This window comes from Streptomyces beigongshangae (genome assembly GCF_019710745.1).
Lineage (GTDB): Bacteria > Actinomycetota > Actinomycetes > Streptomycetales > Streptomycetaceae > Streptomyces > Streptomyces beigongshangae.
Genome location: NZ_JAHKJW010000026.1, coordinates 42,714 through 59,986 on the forward strand (window position 1 = coordinate 42,714; position 17,273 = coordinate 59,986).

13 protein-coding genes are annotated in these 17,273 nt (G+C 73.4%); 2 read left to right on the forward strand and 11 right to left on the reverse strand.

Annotation, left to right across the window (positions count from 1 at the left end; genetic code table 11):
• Positions 1-378: 378 nt before the first annotated feature.
• A complete protein-coding gene (locus tag KM933_RS21160) occupies positions 379-1,320 on the reverse strand; it encodes a 2-hydroxyacid dehydrogenase (protein ID WP_221354480.1) in 942 nt (313 codons plus the stop codon).
• A 74-nt stretch (positions 1,321-1,394) separates the two neighbouring features.
• On the opposite strand from KM933_RS21160, the gene KM933_RS21165 reads away from it, so the two are divergent.
• Both KM933_RS21165 and KM933_RS21170 read left to right on the forward strand, forming a co-directional pair.
• Positions 1,395-2,405, forward strand: a complete 1,011-nt coding sequence (locus KM933_RS21165) for an aldo/keto reductase (RefSeq protein ID WP_221354482.1) — start codon at positions 1,395-1,397, stop codon at positions 2,403-2,405.
• A 166-nt stretch (positions 2,406-2,571) separates the two neighbouring features.
• Entirely contained in the window at positions 2,572-3,723 is a 1,152-nt protein-coding gene (locus tag KM933_RS21170) for a PQQ-dependent sugar dehydrogenase (RefSeq protein ID WP_221354484.1), read from the forward strand.
• Positions 3,724-3,787: 64 nt separating this feature from the next.
• Here the strand turns inward: KM933_RS21170 and KM933_RS21175 are convergent, their stop codons facing one another.
• The 10 genes from KM933_RS21175 to KM933_RS21220 form a co-directional block, all read right to left on the reverse strand.
• Positions 3,788-7,150: a helix-turn-helix transcriptional regulator gene (locus KM933_RS21175; protein WP_430727349.1), complete on the reverse strand. Its 3,363-nt coding sequence runs from the start codon at positions 7,148-7,150 to the stop codon at positions 3,788-3,790.
• Positions 7,147-7,341: a hypothetical protein gene (locus KM933_RS21180; protein WP_221354486.1), complete on the reverse strand. Its 195-nt coding sequence runs from the start codon at positions 7,339-7,341 to the stop codon at positions 7,147-7,149. Before KM933_RS21180 ends, KM933_RS21175 begins: the two co-directional genes overlap by 4 nt.
• 209 nt (positions 7,342-7,550) lie before the next feature.
• Positions 7,551-8,192, reverse strand: a complete 642-nt coding sequence (locus KM933_RS21185) for a hypothetical protein (RefSeq protein ID WP_221354488.1) — start codon at positions 8,190-8,192, stop codon at positions 7,551-7,553.
• Between the two features lie 34 nt (positions 8,193-8,226).
• On the reverse strand, positions 8,227-8,799 hold the full coding sequence (locus KM933_RS21190) for a GNAT family N-acetyltransferase (protein WP_221354490.1): 573 nt from the start codon (positions 8,797-8,799) through the stop codon (positions 8,227-8,229).
• Positions 8,777-11,032, reverse strand: coding sequence for an MMPL family transporter (locus tag KM933_RS21195; RefSeq protein ID WP_221354492.1), 2,256 nt, complete (start codon positions 11,030-11,032; stop codon positions 8,777-8,779). The genes KM933_RS21190 and KM933_RS21195 overlap by 23 nt, the downstream gene beginning before the upstream one ends.
• A 292-nt stretch (positions 11,033-11,324) precedes the next feature.
• On the reverse strand, positions 11,325-12,836 hold the full coding sequence (gatB, locus tag KM933_RS21200) for an Asp-tRNA(Asn)/Glu-tRNA(Gln) amidotransferase subunit GatB (protein WP_221354494.1): 1,512 nt from the start codon (positions 12,834-12,836) through the stop codon (positions 11,325-11,327).
• Positions 12,837-12,851: 15 nt separating this feature from the next.
• Entirely contained in the window at positions 12,852-13,085 is a 234-nt protein-coding gene (locus tag KM933_RS21205) for a hypothetical protein (protein WP_221354496.1), read from the reverse strand.
• A 5-nt stretch (positions 13,086-13,090) separates the two neighbouring features.
• Entirely contained in the window at positions 13,091-14,614 is a 1,524-nt protein-coding gene (gene gatA / locus KM933_RS21210) for an Asp-tRNA(Asn)/Glu-tRNA(Gln) amidotransferase subunit GatA (protein WP_221354498.1), read from the reverse strand.
• A gap of 5 nt (positions 14,615-14,619) precedes the next feature.
• Positions 14,620-14,916, reverse strand: a complete 297-nt coding sequence (gatC, locus tag KM933_RS21215; protein ID WP_149509469.1) for an Asp-tRNA(Asn)/Glu-tRNA(Gln) amidotransferase subunit GatC — start codon at positions 14,914-14,916, stop codon at positions 14,620-14,622.
• 245 nt (positions 14,917-15,161) lie between these two features.
• Positions 15,162-17,273, reverse strand: a 2,112-nt coding sequence (locus tag KM933_RS21220) for a putative bifunctional diguanylate cyclase/phosphodiesterase (RefSeq protein WP_260333913.1), incomplete at its 5' end; no start/stop codon positions are given.

Sequence of the window (17,273 nt, forward strand, 5' to 3'; positions counted from 1 at the left end):
CGAGTCCCTCTGGTCCCGGTGCGCCGGGGGACCGTGCCTGCGGCGGCCGCCCGGCCGCCGGAGGTGCCGGCCGCCGTGGCGGCTTCTGCGCGCGGGTGGACACCAGGGTCGCTGTCGCCGGTCCCGCCGCGTCGGATCGTTGGTCCTCAGGCCATGCATCGCCCGTCGCCCCCCTCACTGCTGCTGTCTCAGTCCCCGGCGCCGAATCGTGCGTGGCGCGTCCCCTGTCGGGACGATACACCAGACTCGTCACTCAGGGACATAGCACCTCTACGCTCCGTGACGATCAACGGGGATACGGCCACGGTGCGCATTCGGGGGACTGCGGAGGGTGCCCGCGGGCGCTCCCCGCTCGCGCGCGGCCGGGAGCGGGGAGGACTACGAGCCCGTCGTAAGGACCACGTTCCGCAGGGGCTCGCGGTTCACGAAACGGTTCAACTGGTCCACCAGGAGCCGTCGGGCGCGTGGGAGGAACGCCGAGGTCGGCCCGCCCACGTGAGGGCTGATGAGCACGTTCGGCGCATGCCACAGGGGGTGTCCCGGGGGCAGCGGCTCGGGGTCGGTGACGTCCAGGGCCGCCCGGAGCCGGCCGCTCTCCAGCTCGGCGAGCAGCGCCCCGGTGTCGACGATCCCGCCGCGGGCCACGTTCACCAGGAGCGCCCCGTCCTTCATCCGGGCCAGGAAGTCGGCGCCGGCCAGGCCCTTCGTCTGCTCGGTGAGGGGCGTGACGAGCACCACGACATCGGCCTCGGGGAGAAGTCGAGGCAAGGAGGCGATCGGATGCACGGAGCCGCGCGCCGTCTCACGGGCGGAGCGCGCGACGCGCGCCACCCGCGCGGGCTCGAACGGTACGAGCCGGTCCTCGACGGCCGAGCCGATCGCCCCGTAGCCGACGATCAGGACGCTCCGGTCCGCGAGCGCGGGACGGAATCCGGCTCGCCACTCCTCGCGGTCCTGTCCGCGGACGAAGTCGGGGATGCCGCGCAGCGAGGCGAGGATCAGGGTGAGGGCCAGTTCGGCGGTGCTGGCGTCGTGCACCCCGCGCGCGTTGCACAACCGCACTCCGGAAGGCAGCAGGTGGAGTCCCGGCTCGACATGGTCGATCCCCGCCGTCAGGGTCTGCACGACCTCCACTGACGTCATGCCGGCCAGGGGGCGCACCGAGACCTCGCTGCCTTTCATGTACGGCACGACGTAGAAGGAGCAGTGCGCGGGGTCGCCGGGGAAGCCGTCCCCGCCGTCCCAGTGGCGGTAGTCGGGCCCTTGGGGAAGTCCTTCGAGTTCGGCTGCGGGAAACGGGAGCCACACTTCGTACGTCATGGTCAGGAGGCTATGCGAAGCACCCGTGGACGCAGGGGTTAGTTTGGGGTGCCAGGAAAGGGAGGGCGCGGCCGGTGGAGCGCAGGACGATCGGGGCGGCGGCGCTCGAAGTGGGGGCTGTGGGCCTCGGCTGCATGCCGATGAGCTGGGCGTACTCGGGTTCGCGGCAGCGGGGCGCCGAGTCGCTGCGGACCGTGCACGCGGCCCTCGACCGGGGTGCGACGCTGCTGGACACCGCCGACATGTACGGGCCCTTCACCAACGAGCTGCTGGTGGGGCGCGCGCTGAAGGACCGGCGCGCGCGGGCCTTCGTGTCGACCAAGGTCGGCCTGCTGGTGGGCGAGCAGCACCTCGTGGCCAACGGCCGCCCCAGCTACGTGAGACGGGCGTGCGACGCCTCGCTGCGCCGGCTCCAGACGGATGTCATAGACCTCTACCAGCTGCACCGCGAGGACCCGGAGGTGCCGGTCGAGGAGACCTGGGGCGCGATGGCGGAACTCGTCACGGCGGGGAAGGTGCGGGCCCTCGGGCTGTGCGCGGTGGGGGCGCACTTCCGCCGCAGGCCGGGGGCGCGGCCGTACGACGGGACGATCCGCACCCTGGAGCGGGTGCAGCAGGTCTTCCCGGTGAGCGCGGTGCAGGCCGAGTTGTCGGTGTGGTCGCCGGAGGCGCTGGAGGCCCTGCTGCCGTGGTGCGGGGCGCGCGGTGTCGGGTTCCTGGCGGCGATGCCCCTCGGCAACGGCTTCCTGACCGGGACGCTCACCCCCGGCGAGGGGTTCGAGCGCCACGACATGCGGGCCCGGCACCCCCGGTTCACCGCCGAGATGATGGCCGCGAACCAGCCGATAGTCGTGGGTCTGCGCCGCGTGGCCGCCCGCCACTCGGCGGCGCGGGGGGCGAACGTCACCCCCGCGCAGGTGGCTCTCGCGTGGGTGCTGTCGTGCGGGCCGCACGTGGTTCCGGTGCCCGGCGCCAAGCGGGAGTGCTGGGTCGCGGAGAACGCGGGAGCGGCCGGGCTGCGCCTCACGGAGGGGGACCTGGCCGAGATCGCGGCTCTGCCCCCGGCACTGGGGTCCTGGGACTGAACAGGACTCCCGGCGGTACCGGGCGGGCCCTCCGGGGCCGGATCGCCCGGTTCCGGCGGCGTACCGGCGATTCGGTCTCCGTGATCGGGAACTCGTGGGGTCCGGGCGGTGTATGAAAAAGAGAACGTGCCGCGGCGAAGGGAACCTGATCGTGCAACGTCGAGCTGTGACGGCCGTGTTGGCCGCAGCCGCGCTCCTGCTGACGGCCGGCTGCTCCTCGGACGGCGGGGAGGGTCCGGGCGACGGCAGGAGCTCGTCCCCGGGCAGCCCGGAGCCCGGCACCTCGGCCCCGGCCTCCGGGCGGGCGGCCGCACCGACACCGCCCGCCAAGGGCTCCGTGAAGGTCGTACGGACCGTCACCGAGGGCCTCAAGTCGCCCTGGGGCCTCGCTCCGCTGCCCGAGGGCGGCCTCCTGGTGTCCTCGCGGGACGGGGGGACGATCACCCGGGTCGACGAGAGGACCGGGAAGAAGACCGAGCTGGGCTCGGTGCCCGGAGTCGCCCCCGGCGGCGAGGGCGGTCTGATGGGGCTGGCCCTCTCCCCGTCCTACGCGTCGGACCACATGGTCTACGCGTACTTCACCTCGGACTCCGACAACCGCGTCGTGCGCATGCAGTACGACGCGGAGAAGCCGGCCGGTGAGCAGCTGGGCGCCCCCGACACGGTGTTCCGGGGCATCCCGAAGGGCACAAACCACAACGGCGGCCGGATCGCCTTCGGCCCGGACAGGATGCTGTACGTGGGCACGGGCGAGACCTACGTCACCGAGCTGGCCCAGGACAAGAAGTCGACGGGCGGCAAGATCCTCCGTCTGACGCCGGAGGGCGAGCCGGCACCGGGCAACCCGTTCGGCTCGCCGGTCTACTCGTACGGCCACCGCAATGTGCAGGGTCTCGCCTGGGACACCGAGCAGCGCCTCTTCGCCTCGGAGTTCGGCCAGGACACCTGGGACGAGCTGAACCACATCAAGCCGGGCGGCAACTACGGCTGGCCGGACGCGGAGGGCGAGGCCGACGACTCCCGGTACGAGAACCCCGTCGACCAGTGGAGCACTGACGAGGCGTCCCCCAGCGGCATCGCCTACGCGAAGGGCTCCGTCTGGATGGCCGGCCTGCGCGGCAAGCGGCTGTGGCGTGTCCCGCTGGACGGCACCGGGAAGTCGGCGGACCCGCAGGCATTCCTGACCGGCGAGTACGGCCGTCTGCGCACGGTGGTGGCGGCGGGCGGCGACAGGCTGTGGCTGGTCACGAGCGAGACGGACGGACGGGGGAGCTCGGGCGCGACCGGCGACCGGATCCTGGAGCTGCGGGTGAAGTGAGCCGGGGCCGTCCGCGCGGCGGCCTCCGGCCCGGCCGGAGGGCTGAGCTCCGGGCACCCGGAACTCAGCCGGTCCGGCCGGCCGGACCGGTGACCGACTCGCCGGCGACCGACTCGCCGGTGGCGGGCGGACCGGTGGCGGGCGGACCGGTGACGGACGGACCGGTGACGGACCCGCCGCTGACAGGCGCGCCGGTGACCGGCGGACCGGTCTGTTCCGGTGGGAACAGGCGCATCCGGTGCGCCAGCGCCGCCGCCTCGCCCCGCCCGGAGACCCCGAGCTTGGCCAGGATGTTCGAGACGTGCACGCTGGCCGTCTTCGGGGAGATGAACAGCTCCCCGGCGATCTGCCGGTTGCTGCGGCCGGCGGCCACCAGCCGCAGCACCTCGCGCTCCCGGCCGGTGAGGCCCAGCGCCCCGGCCGGGTCGGCGGGAGCGGACGGGGTCCGTCCGGGCGGACCGGCGAGCGTGAGACGGGCGCGCCGCGCCAGCAGGGACACGGCGTCGGAGAGCGGTCGCGCGCCGAGGTGGTCGGCCACGGCCCCGGCCAGCCGCAGCAGCTCGGTGGCGCGGCCCCGCTCCTCCTCCGTACCGCCGGAGCACAGCAGCGCCTCCGCGAGCCGGTACCGGACGCGGGCCAGGTCGTACGGACGCTCCAGCGTCTCGAAGGCGGAGACCGCCTCGAACCAGTCGTCCGGGGTGTCCCGGCCCTCCGCACACAGCAGTTCGGCGCGCGTCCAGCACTCGTGCGCCCGCCAGACGGGCACGTTCGCGGCGAGGGACTTCGCGGTCGCGCGGAGGCGCTCGACGAGTTCGGCGCGGCCCTCCCCCGCGGCGGGCAGTCCCCGGGCGTCGGCCTCCGCCGCGGCCGCGGCGATCAGCAGGGGCCACCCGTAGCGCTGGGCGCCCGGCGGGATGCCGGGGCCCAGCGCCCCGTCCAGTTCCGCGCGGGCGTCGGCGAGACGGCCTTCCGCGGCGGCGGCGCCGATCGCGACCGTGGCGAGCGGCAGCGCCTGCTGGGGCACGGTGTCGTGGACGCCGAAGTGCTCGCGCGCCCGCGCCAGTTGTTCGCCGGCGGTGGCCAGGTCGCCGCGGGCGAGCGAGATCTGGGCGCGCAGGGTGGCGCGGAGGCCGCGGGACCGGACGCTCCGGCCCACCCGCTCCGCGTGCTGGCCGGCCTCGGCGGCCTCGTCCCAGCGGCCCAGCGAGAAGAGGGACTCGCCGAGGTTGCTCCAGACCCATGCCTCGGTGTCCGGCAGGCCCAGCCCCCGGGCGACCCCGACGCTCTCCCGGAGGATGCGCACGGCCTCCAGGGAGCGGCCGACGCCCTCCAGATGGGCCGGCAGGTTCACATGGGCGCGGCCCGTCACGTAGGTGGCGCCGGATTCCGCGGCGTGCTCCCTGACCGCGTGGACCTCAGCGAGTCCGGCCTCGACGTCGCCCGACTCGACGAGGAGCCCGCCCAGGGTGAGCCGGGCGTTCAGCTCGATGTCGCGGGCCCCGACCATGCGGGCGTACTGGACGGCGCGCTCGGCGGCCCGGAGCGCGTCCGGGCCGGGTCTGTGGATCATCGACCAGTTGGCGACGTTGGCGAGGACCTCGGCGTGCACCCCGGACGGCGGCAATCCCCTGACCAGTTCCTGCGCGGTGGCGAGTTCCCGCCGGCCGTCGCCGAGGCCCTGCCCCTCGACGAGCCGGGAGCGCTGGATCCAGAACCAGGCCGCGCGCAGGGGGTCCCGCCCGTCCTCCAGCAGGCGCAGCGCTCGTTCGGTGATCCGCAGGGCGCGTCGGCGCTCGCCGCAGAACCGGCCCGCCACGGTGGCCTCGGCCATCAGGTCCAGGTAGCGCGGCGGCGCGGCGGCCGGGGTGCCGTCACCGGGGATGCCCCCGCGTCCTTCGGAGCCGCACCCGCCAGGCCCGCGTCCTTCGGGCGGCGGGGAGGAGGGGTACGTCCCGGTGCGGTCGACGGGCCGCAGTCCGGCGCGTACGGACTCGGGAGCCCTGTCCCACAGTTCCATCGCCCGCTCCAGGAGCCGCAACTGCTCCGCGTAGGCGTGGCGGCGGCGGGCCGCGGCCGCGGCGTCGAGGACCGCGGGCAGGGCCTTGGCGGCGTCGTGCGCGTGGTACCAGTGGCCGGCCAGCCGGGCGGCGTGCTCCTCCGCCGGGACGAGCGAGGGGTCGGCCTCCAGGGCCTCGGCGTACCGGCGGTGGAGGCGGGCGCGCTCAGCGGGCAGCAGGTCGTCGACGACGGCCTCGCGCACCAGGGAGTGGCGGAAGCGGTAGCCGTCCCCGCCGGGTGCGGCGAGCAGGATGTGGGCGCCGACGGCGGCCCGCAGGGCCTCGATGAGGGCGTCCTCGGCGAGGTCGTCCCCGGAGAGCCCGGCCACGGCGGCGAGCAGCCGGTGCTCCACGGCCGAGCCGCCCCCGGCGACGATCGCGACGACCCGCCGGGAGTCCTCGGGCAGGTTCTCGACCCGGACGAGGAGCAGGTCGCGCAGGGTGTCGGTGAGGCCGGTGGGGCCGCCGTCCCGGGCGGCCACGGCCAGCTCCTCGACGAAGAACGCGTTTCCGTCGGAGCGGGCGAAGATGTCGTCGACCCGGGCCGGGTCGGGTTCGCGGGCGAGGATCCCGGCGATCTGGCGGGCGACCTCGGCCCGGCCGAGGCGGCCCAGCCCGATCCGGCGGACGGTGCGCAGCCGGTCGAGTTCGGCGAGCAGGGGGCGCAGCGGGTGACGGCGGTGGATGTCGTCGGCGCGGTAGGTGGCGACGACGAGGAGCCGTCCGTCGCGCAGGGTCCGCAGGAGGTGGGCGAGGAGGTGGCGGGTCGAGGCGTCCGCCCAGTGCAGGTCCTCCAGGAGGAGGACGACGGGCCGCTCGGCGGCGACGCGCTCCAGGAGACGGACGGTGAGGTCGAAGAGGCGGGCCGTGCCGTCCTCGTCGTGCCGCCCCCGCGCGCTCTCCCCCAGTTCGGGCAGCAGCCGGGCCAGTTCCCCCTCCTGCCCCGCGGCCGCCGCGGCCAGTGCGGCGGGCAGCTCGCGGCGCAGGGCCCGCAGGGCGGCGGAGAACGGGGCGAAGGGCAGGCCGTCGGCGCCGATCTCGACGCAGCCGCCGACCGCCACGACGGCGCCCTTCCGGCGGGCGCCCACCGCGAACTCCTCCATGAGCCGGGTCTTCCCGACGCCGGCCTCACCGCCGAGCAGCAGCGCCTGCGGCCCGCCCGCGGCGGCGCGGGCGAGCGCCTCGTCCAGTACGGCCAGTTCGTCGGTCCGGCCGACGAAGACGGGGCTGACGGACCGGGTCTCCACAGCGCCGAGCATCGCACAGGGGTCCGTCACCGCGGCCCCGGCCGCCGGCGATCCGGTCACGGCCCGGCCCCCTGCCCGGCCGCCCCCTCCCGCCCGGCCGCCCTTTCCCGCTCCCGCGCTCATGCCGTGCGCGCGAACCGGAGCCTGCGGTGACGGCGGCCGTTCACCCGCCCCTCGCCGTCGTCGCGGCCGGACCGCGCGGACGCGTGCCCGGCGGTACGGCGGCCGCGGACGGCCTCGCGGGCCCTGCGGTAGTCGTCGGCGTCGCGGATCATCTCCGCGGAACGGATCTTCTGGAGCTCGTACGCGAGCATGTCGTACCCCTCGTGAAGAGCGACTCGTCGAAAGTCGCTGTCGGCCTCGCCCGGTCTCGCCCGGTCTCGCCCGTGGCGATGGCTCGACCTTCGTTCCTGAGGGGGGTGCGCCGCATCGGGAGGGTTCCGCATCCTGGACGCACGAGGGGCCTTAGTTCCCCCGTGAGTGCCTCACGGGGGAACTAAGGCCCCTCAGGACCTGCGGTCCCTCAGCCGGTGCTCGGCACACCGAGCAGGACGTCGGAGTACTTGAGCGCGGCCAGCAGCAGGCCGACGACGCCGAGCGAGACGCCCGCCCAGGCGACGGACTTGACCCACGGGGACTGGGCGGGGATCCGGTCCGGGTTGCCGAAGGCGGGGCGCACCAGCACCACGACGCCGACGATCAGCGCGGCGAGCGCGAAGAAGCCGGCGACCAGCGCGTTGGCGTTCCAGGAGTCGGCGTACACCTGCTCGATCTGGGTGGCGACCGGCGCGCCCTGCACGGTTTCGAGCTGGCCGTACAGCGAGTCGCGGGCCTGGGCGACGGTGCCGACCCAGCTGCCGGTCAGCGAGACGACGCCGAGTCCGGCGGAGACGACGGCGGCGGCGCCCATGGCCACGCCCGGGGCGGTGTGCGCCGCGGCCCCGGCCCGCTCGTCCCCGATTCCCTCGCCCTCCTGGGTCTCCCCGCCCCTCTCGGGCTCCCCTGTTGTCTCCCCTGCCTCCCTGGCTTCCTCGACCTCTCCGATCTGTCCGGCTTCCCCGGCCCCTGCGGTCCCTGCGGCCTTGTCGAGCCTCACTGCCTCGTCGTCGCGCCGTGCCCCGGTGCCGGTCTCGATTCCGGCTTCGTTCTCTGACTTGGTTCCCATGCTCCGCACCGTACGGACGCTGTCTGAGAATTTCTTAAAGATTCCCCGATCGACGCGCGCGGGCGTTGCGCCATTCCGGTGCGAGCACCGACCAGACCTCGGTGTCCTGGCGGACGCCGCGGTGGAGCCGGTTCTCCCTGAGGACGCCCTCGCGGCTCATGCCGAGCCGTCGTGCCACGTTCAGACTGGGTTCGTTGGCGGCGGCCGCGTACCACTCCACCCGGTGGATGCCGCGCTCGTCGACCGCCCAGTCGATGAGGACGCGTGCCGCGCGGGTGATCAGGCCCCGGCCGACCGCGGCGGGCTCCAGCCAGCAGCCGACCTCGCAGGTGCCCTGCTCCGCGTCGAAGGTGCGGAAGAGCACACCGCCGACGAGCAGTCCGTCCAGCCACACGCCGTGCAGGCCGCCGGTGTCGGTGGCCTTCTTGTCGGCGAACAACTGGAGCAGCTCGCGCGCGGAGGCCACGTCCGTGGCGCGCGACCCGAAGGGGATGTACTGCTGGACGAACCCGCGTCCGCGGTCGAGGTGGGCGAGGAACTCCTCCGCGTGCCAGGGTTCCAGGGGTCGCAGCTCGGCTCCGTCGTCACCCAGCGATATCGCGTACATCCGGTTGCCGCTCCCTCACCCTCACGTCCACGGGCGCGTCCCCGCGCGCCTTCGGGATCTTCGCACGGCGGCCCTCGCCGGGGGTACGGATTTCCGGCGGCTCGATGCTCAGGTGCGGCAGCCGCCGGTCGAGCCAGCCGGGCAGCCACCAGTTGGCCCCGCCCAGCAGGTGCATCAGGGCGGGCACCAGGAGCGTACGGAGCACGAAGGCGTCCAGGGCGACGGCGGCGGCCAGGGCTATGCCGAACATCGCTATGACGCGGTCGCCGCTGAGCACGAAGGCCAGGAAGACCGAGATCATGATCACGGCGGCGGAGTTGATCACCCGGCCGGTCTCGGCGAGGCCCACGCGGACGGCCCGGCGGTTGTCACCGGTCTCCAGCCACTCCTCGTACATCCTGCTGACCAGGAACACCTGGTAGTCCATGGAGAGCCCGAAGAGCACGGAGACCATGATCACGGGCAGGAAGGGCTCGATCGGGCCCGCCCGGCCAAGACCCAGCAGTTCGCTGCCCCAGCCCCACTGGAAGATCGCGACGACGACCCCGAAGGCGGCGGCGACGGCCGCGACGTTCATCGCGGCGGCCTTCAGGGGGATGCCGACGGACCGGAAGGCGAGCAGCAGCAGGACGCAGCCGAGACCGATCACCACGCCCACGAAGAGGGGCAGCTTGCCGACGACGACATCGGCGAAGTCGTCGTACCCGGCGGTCGTCCCGCCGACGTCCAGGTCGAGCGCGGTGCCGCGCTCGGCCCGCGGCAGCACCTCCTCGCGCAGCCGGTCGACGAGTTCGCTGGTCCGCCGGGACTGCGGCGCGGACTCCGGTACGACGGTGAGGTGGGCGGTGTCCCCGTCGGTGTCGTACGTCACCGGGGTCGCGCTCCGGACGCCCTCGGTCCCCCGGAGCGTGGCGTCGAGGTCGTCGAGGGCCAGTCTGTCCTGGGCTCCGGTGACGGGTGTGACGAGGGTCAACGGCCCGTTCAGGCCGGGCCCGAAGCCGTCCGCGATCAGGTCGTACGCCTGCCGTGTGGTGGTCGTCCCCGGGTTGTTGCCCTGGTCGGAGGTGCCCAGGTGCAGGGAGGACACCGGCAGCGCGAGCAGCGCCATGACGGCCAGGGCGGCGCCGCCCAGGAGCTTGGGGTGCCGTTCGACGAAGGCGGACCAGCGGGCGGCGAGCCCGGCCGGGACCTCCGGCCGGGGCCCGTGCTCGTCCAGCAGACGGCGTTCGCGGCGGCTCAGCGCGCGCGTGCCGATGAAGGAGAGCAGCGCGGGCAGCAGGGTCACCGAGGCCGCGACGGTCAGGACCACGGTGAGGGACGCCGCGATCGCGACGCCGTTGAGGAAGCCGAGCCGCAGGATCAGCATGCCGAGCAGGGCGATGCAGACGGTGGCGCCCGCGAAGACGACCGCGCGCCCGGTGGTGGCCACGGCGCTGCGTGCGGCCTCCTCGACGGGGAGGCCGCGCTTCAGGCCGCGGCGGTGCCTGGTCACGATGAACAGCGCGTAGTCGATGCCGACGCCGAGCCCGATCAGCAGGCCGAGCATCGGCGCGAAGTCGGCGACGGTCATCACGTGGCCGAGGAGCACGATCCCCGCGTACGCGGTGCCGACGCTCACCAGGGCCGTGGCGATGGGCAGCAGCGAGGCGGCGAGGGAGCCGAAGGCCAGGAAGAGGACCACGGCGGCGACGGCCACGCCGACGGTCTCGGCGAGGTGCCCGTCCGGGGACTCGGTGAGACCTATGGCCTGGCCGCCCAGTTCCACCTGGAGTCCGTCGGCCTCGGCGGCCTTCGCGGCACGGACGACCGCCGCCGCCTCGCCCCGGTCGACGTCCTCGGCCGGGTCGTCGAAGGCCACCGTGGCGTAGGCCGTACGCCCGTCCTCGCTGATCCGCTCCGGGGCGCGGCCCCGGTACGGGCCGTCGACCCCGGCGACCCCCGGCAGACCGGCGACGGTGTCGAGGGCGCGGGTCATGGTCTGCTCGACGTCGGCGGCACGCACCGTGCCGGGGCCGGAGCGCCAGACGACGGTGGCGCTGTCGCCCTCCAGGCCCGGGAAGTTGTCCTGGAGGAGCTCGGTGGCACGGCCCGACTCGGTGCCCGGCACCTGGTAGTCGTTGGAGTACGCGGATCCGGTGACGGAGGCGGCGACGGCGGTGCCGCCGAGCGCCAGCAGCCAGAGCAGGAGGGTGGCGAGGCGGTGCTGGACGCACCAGCGTGCTGGGGCTGCCACGGACGAGCTCCCTGAGTGATTCGTGGATCTTCATCGGGAATCGCCCGCAAAGAACACATGAACGATGCCTTGTCACCCTTGCAGCCAAAAGTGATCGTTGGTCTTGTTCGTGGTGTTACTCACAGGAGTGCGGGGCGGTTCACACGACTCACACGACGATCCGACGGACTCTGTCGTCCCATGGGGGCGCGGGGAGCCGCGCGGCCCCAGGACGCCCGGTGGCGGAACGCGAAGGGGCGGGGCACCCGTGATCGGGTGCCCCGCCCCTTCGGTTGGGCGGAAGGACCGAGGGCTAGCCCTCGACGCCGAGCTTCTCCAGGATCAGCTCCTTGACACGGGCGGCGTCGGCCTGCCCCCGCGTGGCCTTCATGACGGCGCCCACCAGGGCGCCGACCGCGGCCACCTTGCCGCCGCGGATCTTGTCCGCGACGCCCGGGTTGCCGGCGATGGCCTCGTCGACGGCGGCCGTCAGGGCCCCCTCGTCGGAGACGACCTTCAGACCGCGCTTCTCGACGACCTCGTCCGGCGCGCCCTCGCCCTTGACGACGCCCTCGATGACCTGGCGGGCCAGCTTGTCGTTGAGGGAACCCTCGGCGACCAGGGCGGTCACCCGGGCGACCTGCTCGGGCGTGATGGCGAGGGCGTCCAGGGACACCCCCGTCTCGTTGGCCGTGCGCGCCAGCTCGCCCATCCACCACTTGCGGGCGGACGTCGCGTCGGCACCCGCCGCGATCGTGGCGACGATGAGGTCGATGGCCCCGGCGTTGAGCATCGACTGCATGTCGTGGGCGCTCACGCCCCACTCCTCGCGCAGCCGGTTGCGGCGGGCCAGCGGCAGCTCGGGCAGGCCCGCGCGCAGCTCCTCGACCCACTCGCGGGACGGGGCGACCGGGACGAGGTCCGGCTCGGGGAAGTAGCGGTAGTCCTCCGCCTCCTCCTTCACCCGGCCCGAGGTCGTGGAGCCCGTGTCCTCGTGGAAGTGGCGGGTCTCCTGGATGATCGTGCCGCCGTCGTTCAGCACGGCCGCGTGCCGCTGGATCTCGAAGCGGGCCGCGCGCTCGACGGAACGCAGCGAGTTGACGTTCTTCGTCTCGCTGCGCGTGCCGAACTTCTCCCGGCCGTGCGGGCGCAGCGACAGGTTCACGTCGCAGCGCATCTGGCCCATCTCCATGCGGGCCTCGGACACGCCGAGCGCCCTGATGAGCTCGCGCAGCTCGGCGACGTACGCCTTGGCGACCTCGGGGGCGCGCTCGCCCGCGCCCTCGATCGGCTTGGTGACGATCTCGATGAGGGGGATGCCCGCGCGGTTGTAGTCGAGCAGCGAGTGCGAGGCGCCGTGGATGCGGCCGGTGGCGCCGCCCACGTGCGTGGACTTGCCGGTGTCCTCCTCCATGTGGGCGCGCTCGATCTCCACGCGGAAGACCTCGCCGTCCTCCAGCTGCACGTCGAGGTAGCCGTTGAAGGCGATCGGCTCGTCGTACTGGGAGGTCTGGAAGTTCTTCGGCATGTCCGGGTAGAAGTAGTTCTTCCGGGCGAAGCGGCACCACTCGGCGATCTCGCAGTGCAGCGCGAGACCGATCTTGATGGCGGACTCGACGCCGATCGCGTTCACGACCGGCAGCGCGCCGGGCATGCCGAGACAGGTCGGGCAGGTCTGCGAGTTGGGCGCGGCGCCCAGCTCGGTGGAGCACCCGCAGAACATCTTGGTCCTGGTGCCGAGCTCGACATGGACCTCCAGGCCCATGACGGGGTCGTACGACGCCAGCGCGTCCTCGTACGACACCAGGTCAGTCGTGGCAGTCACGGTGAACTTTCCCTCTCAGCCCAGCAGGACGTCTTCGTCGCCCAGGCGCTTGAGCTCCCGGTAGAGGATGGCGAGGCCGGTGACGATGGCGGCGGCGGACACGGCGGCGTCGACGAGCCTCAGCGTGTCGCCGTCGCTGCGGGCCAGCTTGGCCTGCTTGGCGACGCTGATCATGCCGAACGCGGTACTGCCGAGCGACACGTACAGCCCGGTCTTCGACTTCTTGAAGTTCTTTGCCTTCTTGGCCATGGCACTCACAGCGACGGAGCCTCCTCGATCAGCGGGTGGCCCCAGCGTTCCACGAACGCGGCCTCGACGGCGGCTCCCACCTTGTACAGGCGGTCGTCCTTGAGGGCCGGTGCGATGATCTGCAGGCCGACGGGCAGGTTGTCCTCGGGCGCGAGGCCGCAGGGCAGCGACATCGCGGCGTTGCCCGCGAGGTTCGTGGGGATGGTGCACAGGTCGGCGAGGTACATCGCCATCGGGTCGTCGGCGCGCTCGCCGATCGGGAAGGCGGTGGTCGGGGTCGTCGGGGAGACGATCACGTCGACCTGCTCGAACGCCTTCTCGAAGTCCCGGGTGATGAGCGTACGGACCTTCTGGGCGCTGCCGTAGTACGCGTCGTAGTAGCCGGAGCTGAGGGCGTACGTGCCGAGCATGATGCGGCGCTTGACCTCGTCGCCGAAGCCCGCCTCACGGGTGAGGGCGGTGACCTCCTCGGCGGAGTGCGTGCCGTCGTCGCCGACGCGCAGGCCGTAGCGCAGGCCGTCGAAGCGGGCGAGGTTGCTCGAACACTCGGACGGGGCGATCAGGTAGTACGCCGACAGGGCCAGGTCGAAGGACGGGCAGTCCAGTTCGACGATCTCGGCGCCCAGCTCCTTGAGGAGCTCGACCGACTCGTCGAAGCGCTGCACGACACCGGCCTGGTAGCCCTCGCCGCGGAACTGCTTGACGACGCCGACGCGCATGCCGTCCACGCTGCCGTTGCGGGCCGCCTCGACGACGGCCGGGACCGGCTCGTCGACGGAGGTCGAGTCCAGCGGGTCGTGCCCGGCGATGACCTCGTGCAGCAGGGCCGCGTCGAGGACCGTGCGGGCGCAGGGCCCGCCCTGGTCGAGGCTGCTGCTGAAGGCCACCATGCCGTACCGCGACACCGCGCCGTACGTCGGCTTCACGCCGACCGTGCCGGTGACGGCGGCGGGCTGGCGGATGGAGCCGCCGGTGTCGGTGCCGATGGCGAGGGGTGCCTGGTAGGAGGCGAGGGCCGCGGACGAGCCGCCGCCGGAGCCGCCGGGGATGCGCGTCAGGTCCCAGGGGTTGCCGGTGACCCCGTACGCGCTGTTCTCGGTGCTGGACCCCATGGCGAACTCGTCCATGTTGGTCTTGCCGAGGATGACGACGTCGGCGTCCTTCAGCCGCCTGGTGACCGTGGCGTCGTACGGCGGGATCCAGCCTTCGAGCATCTTCGACCCGACCGTGGTCGGGACGCCCTCGGTGGTGAAGATGTCCTTGAGGGCGAGCGGCACGCCGGCGAGCGGTCCGAGCTTCTCGCCCCGCTCCCGCTTCCCGTCGACCGCGCGGGCCTGGGCGAGCGCCCCTTCGCGGTCGACGTGCAGGAAGGCGTGCACCTTCTCGTCGACGGCCCCGATGCGCGCGAGGTGGGCCTCGGTGACCTCGACGGCGGTGAGTTCGCCGGAGGCGACCGCGGAGGCGATCTGCGCGGCGGTGAGCTTGATGATGTCGACGTTCTCGACGTTGTCGATCGTGCTGTCCGTCATGGTGATTAGTCCTCCCCCAGGATCTGCGGCACCTTGAAACGCTGCTGCTCCTGGGCCGGGGCGCCGGAGAGCGCCTGCTCGGGGGTGAGCGACGGACGGACCTCGTCCGCGCGCATGACGTTCGTCAGCGGCAGCGGGTGGGAGGTCGGCGGTACGTCTTGGTCGGCGACCTCGCTGACGCGGGCGACCGCGCCGATGATGTCGTCGAGCTGCCCGGCGAAGTGGTCGAGCTCTTCGCTTTTCAGCTCCAGACGCGCCAGTCGGGCGAGGTGGGCGACCTCCTCGCGCGTGATGCCAGCCATGCGGCGATCCTCAGGGGTGAGTACGTGTGATGTGCCCCAATCCTATGGGGCCCGCACGACTGCCCGTGCATCGGTTTCCCCGTCCCCGACCGGCGGGGCCCACACTGCCGGGCACCGCCGGCACCCGCCCGTGCCGTACGGGCGGGTGCCGGCGGTGCGGTGGCCCCACGGGAGACCCGCACCGGTCGGACGCCGGTCACGGGTGGTCGGGTGGGAGAGCACAACCCCCACCGGCCCGCACCCGACTACTCCTCCGCTGCCGCGGGCAGTGCCGCCGCAGGCCGCTGCCACCCCCGCGACCCCCGCGCGAGCAGCCACGCCGTGGCCTCCTCCGGCGGCATCGCCGCGGCCACCAGCCACCCCTGCACCGCGTCGCACCCGAGGTCCCGCAGCCGCTCCCACGTCTCGTCGTCCTCGACCCCCTCGGCCACGACGAGCAGCCCGAGCGAGTGCGCGAGGTCCACCGTGCAGCGCACGATCTCCGCGTCCTCGGTGTCCACCGCGAGCCGCGCCACGAACGACCGGTCGATCTTCAGCTCGCTCACCGGCAGCCGCCGCAGGTGCACCAGCGACGAGTACCCGGTCCCGAAGTCGTCGAGCGACATCTTCACGCCGTGCCCGGTCAGCCCGGCCAGGGTGTCCGCGGCCCGCTGCGGATCCTCCAGCAGGACGTGCTCCGTGATCTCCAGCTGCAGCGCCCCCGCGGGAACCCCGTGCCGGGCGAGCCGCGCGGCCACCGAGCCCGCGAACCCGGGTGTGTGCACGTCCCGGGGCGACACGTTGACGGCGACGGGGACCCGGAGCCCCTGGGCCCGCCAGCGGGCCACCTGCGCGAGCGCCGTCTCCAGTACGTACTCGGTCAGCTGCGGCATCAGGCCGGACGACTCGGCGATCGCTATGAACTCGTCCGGCGGCACCTTCCCGCGCTCGGGGTGCACCCACCGCACCAGTGCCTCCAGGCCGGCGACCTGCCCGTCGAACCGCACCTTCGGCTGGTAGTGCACCTCGACGTCCCCCGTGTCCAGCGCCCGCCGCAGGTCCCCCAGCAGCCCGAGCCGGTCGGGGGTGTTGGAGTCGCGCTTGGACTCGTAGACCTCCACCCCCGTGCGGTCCCGCTTGGCCTGGTACATCGCGACGTCCGCCCGCCGCAGCAGCCCTTCCGCGTCCAGCGAGTGGTCGGGGAAGACGGCGAGCCCGGCGCTGGCCTCCAGGACGAGCGTCAGCCCGTCGAGGTCGAGCGGCGACCCGAGCGCGGTCACGAGACCGCGGGCGACCCGCGTCGCGGACGTCGTCGAGTCGGCGACGGGCAGCAGCACGGCGAACTCGTCCCCGCCCAGCCGCGCGGCCTCCGCCCCGCGCGGCAGGGCGACCCGCAGCCGGTCCGCTATCTGCAGCAGCAGCCGGTCCCCCGCGAGATGTCCGAGCGTGTCGTTCACGGACCGGAAGCGGTCCAGGTCGATCAGCATCAGAGCGGAACGCGCACCGATGCGCTCGGCGTCGTCCAGCGCCCGCCAGGTCCGTTCGAGAAGCCACTGCCGGTTGGGCAGACCGGTGAGGGGGTCACGCAGTTGCTCCTCGGCCCGGGCACGCGCTATCCAGAGCGTGGAGTCGAGCGCGATGAGGGGTACGGCGAAGAGCGGCAGGACCACCGGGAGGGCGAGGGCGACGACACAGATCAGCGGGGCGATGCCGAGCAGCGCGACGGCGACGAGGCCCTGCCTGGCCAGGGCCGTGCGGGCCACGGTCGGCAGTCCGCCGGTGCGGGGTGTGTGGAGGTACCAGAGGAGCGCGCGGCTCACGGCGAGATACGCCCCGGCCACCAGCACCACCTGCGGCACGGTGTAAACCGTCCAGCTCTCCGGTTTCCAGGGCGTCTCGACGGACGGCGCCCGGCCGAACACGGCCAGCACCAGCGCTCCCGCGCCGATGCCGAGGATGTCCACCGCGCCGTGCAGGACGCCCTGGCGCCAGTGGTGACGCCGGGCGACGCCGACGAGCACGACGACGGTGAGGCTGACCATCCCGGCCGGCACCCAGCCGTACAGCAGCAGGACGGCGAGGGTGAGGGCCGCTCCGGAACCCGTGCCGCCCCACCAGCGGGACCGGCCGAGCGCGACCAGATGGCCGACGATGACGCCGGTCAGGACGGCCAGCGCCCAGCCGACGGAACCGGACGGGAAGAGCGCGTGGTGGTCGCTGAAGGCGCGGTAGAAACCCGCGCCCAGCACGAAGGCGGCGGCCGCGACGATCGCCGCGGGCAGCGCGGGCCAGGACATCTGCCGGTCGCCCTCGTGACCGGACAGCGAAGAGGAAGCGGGGGCAGGGACAGGAGAAGGGGCGGGGGAAAGGGAACGGGG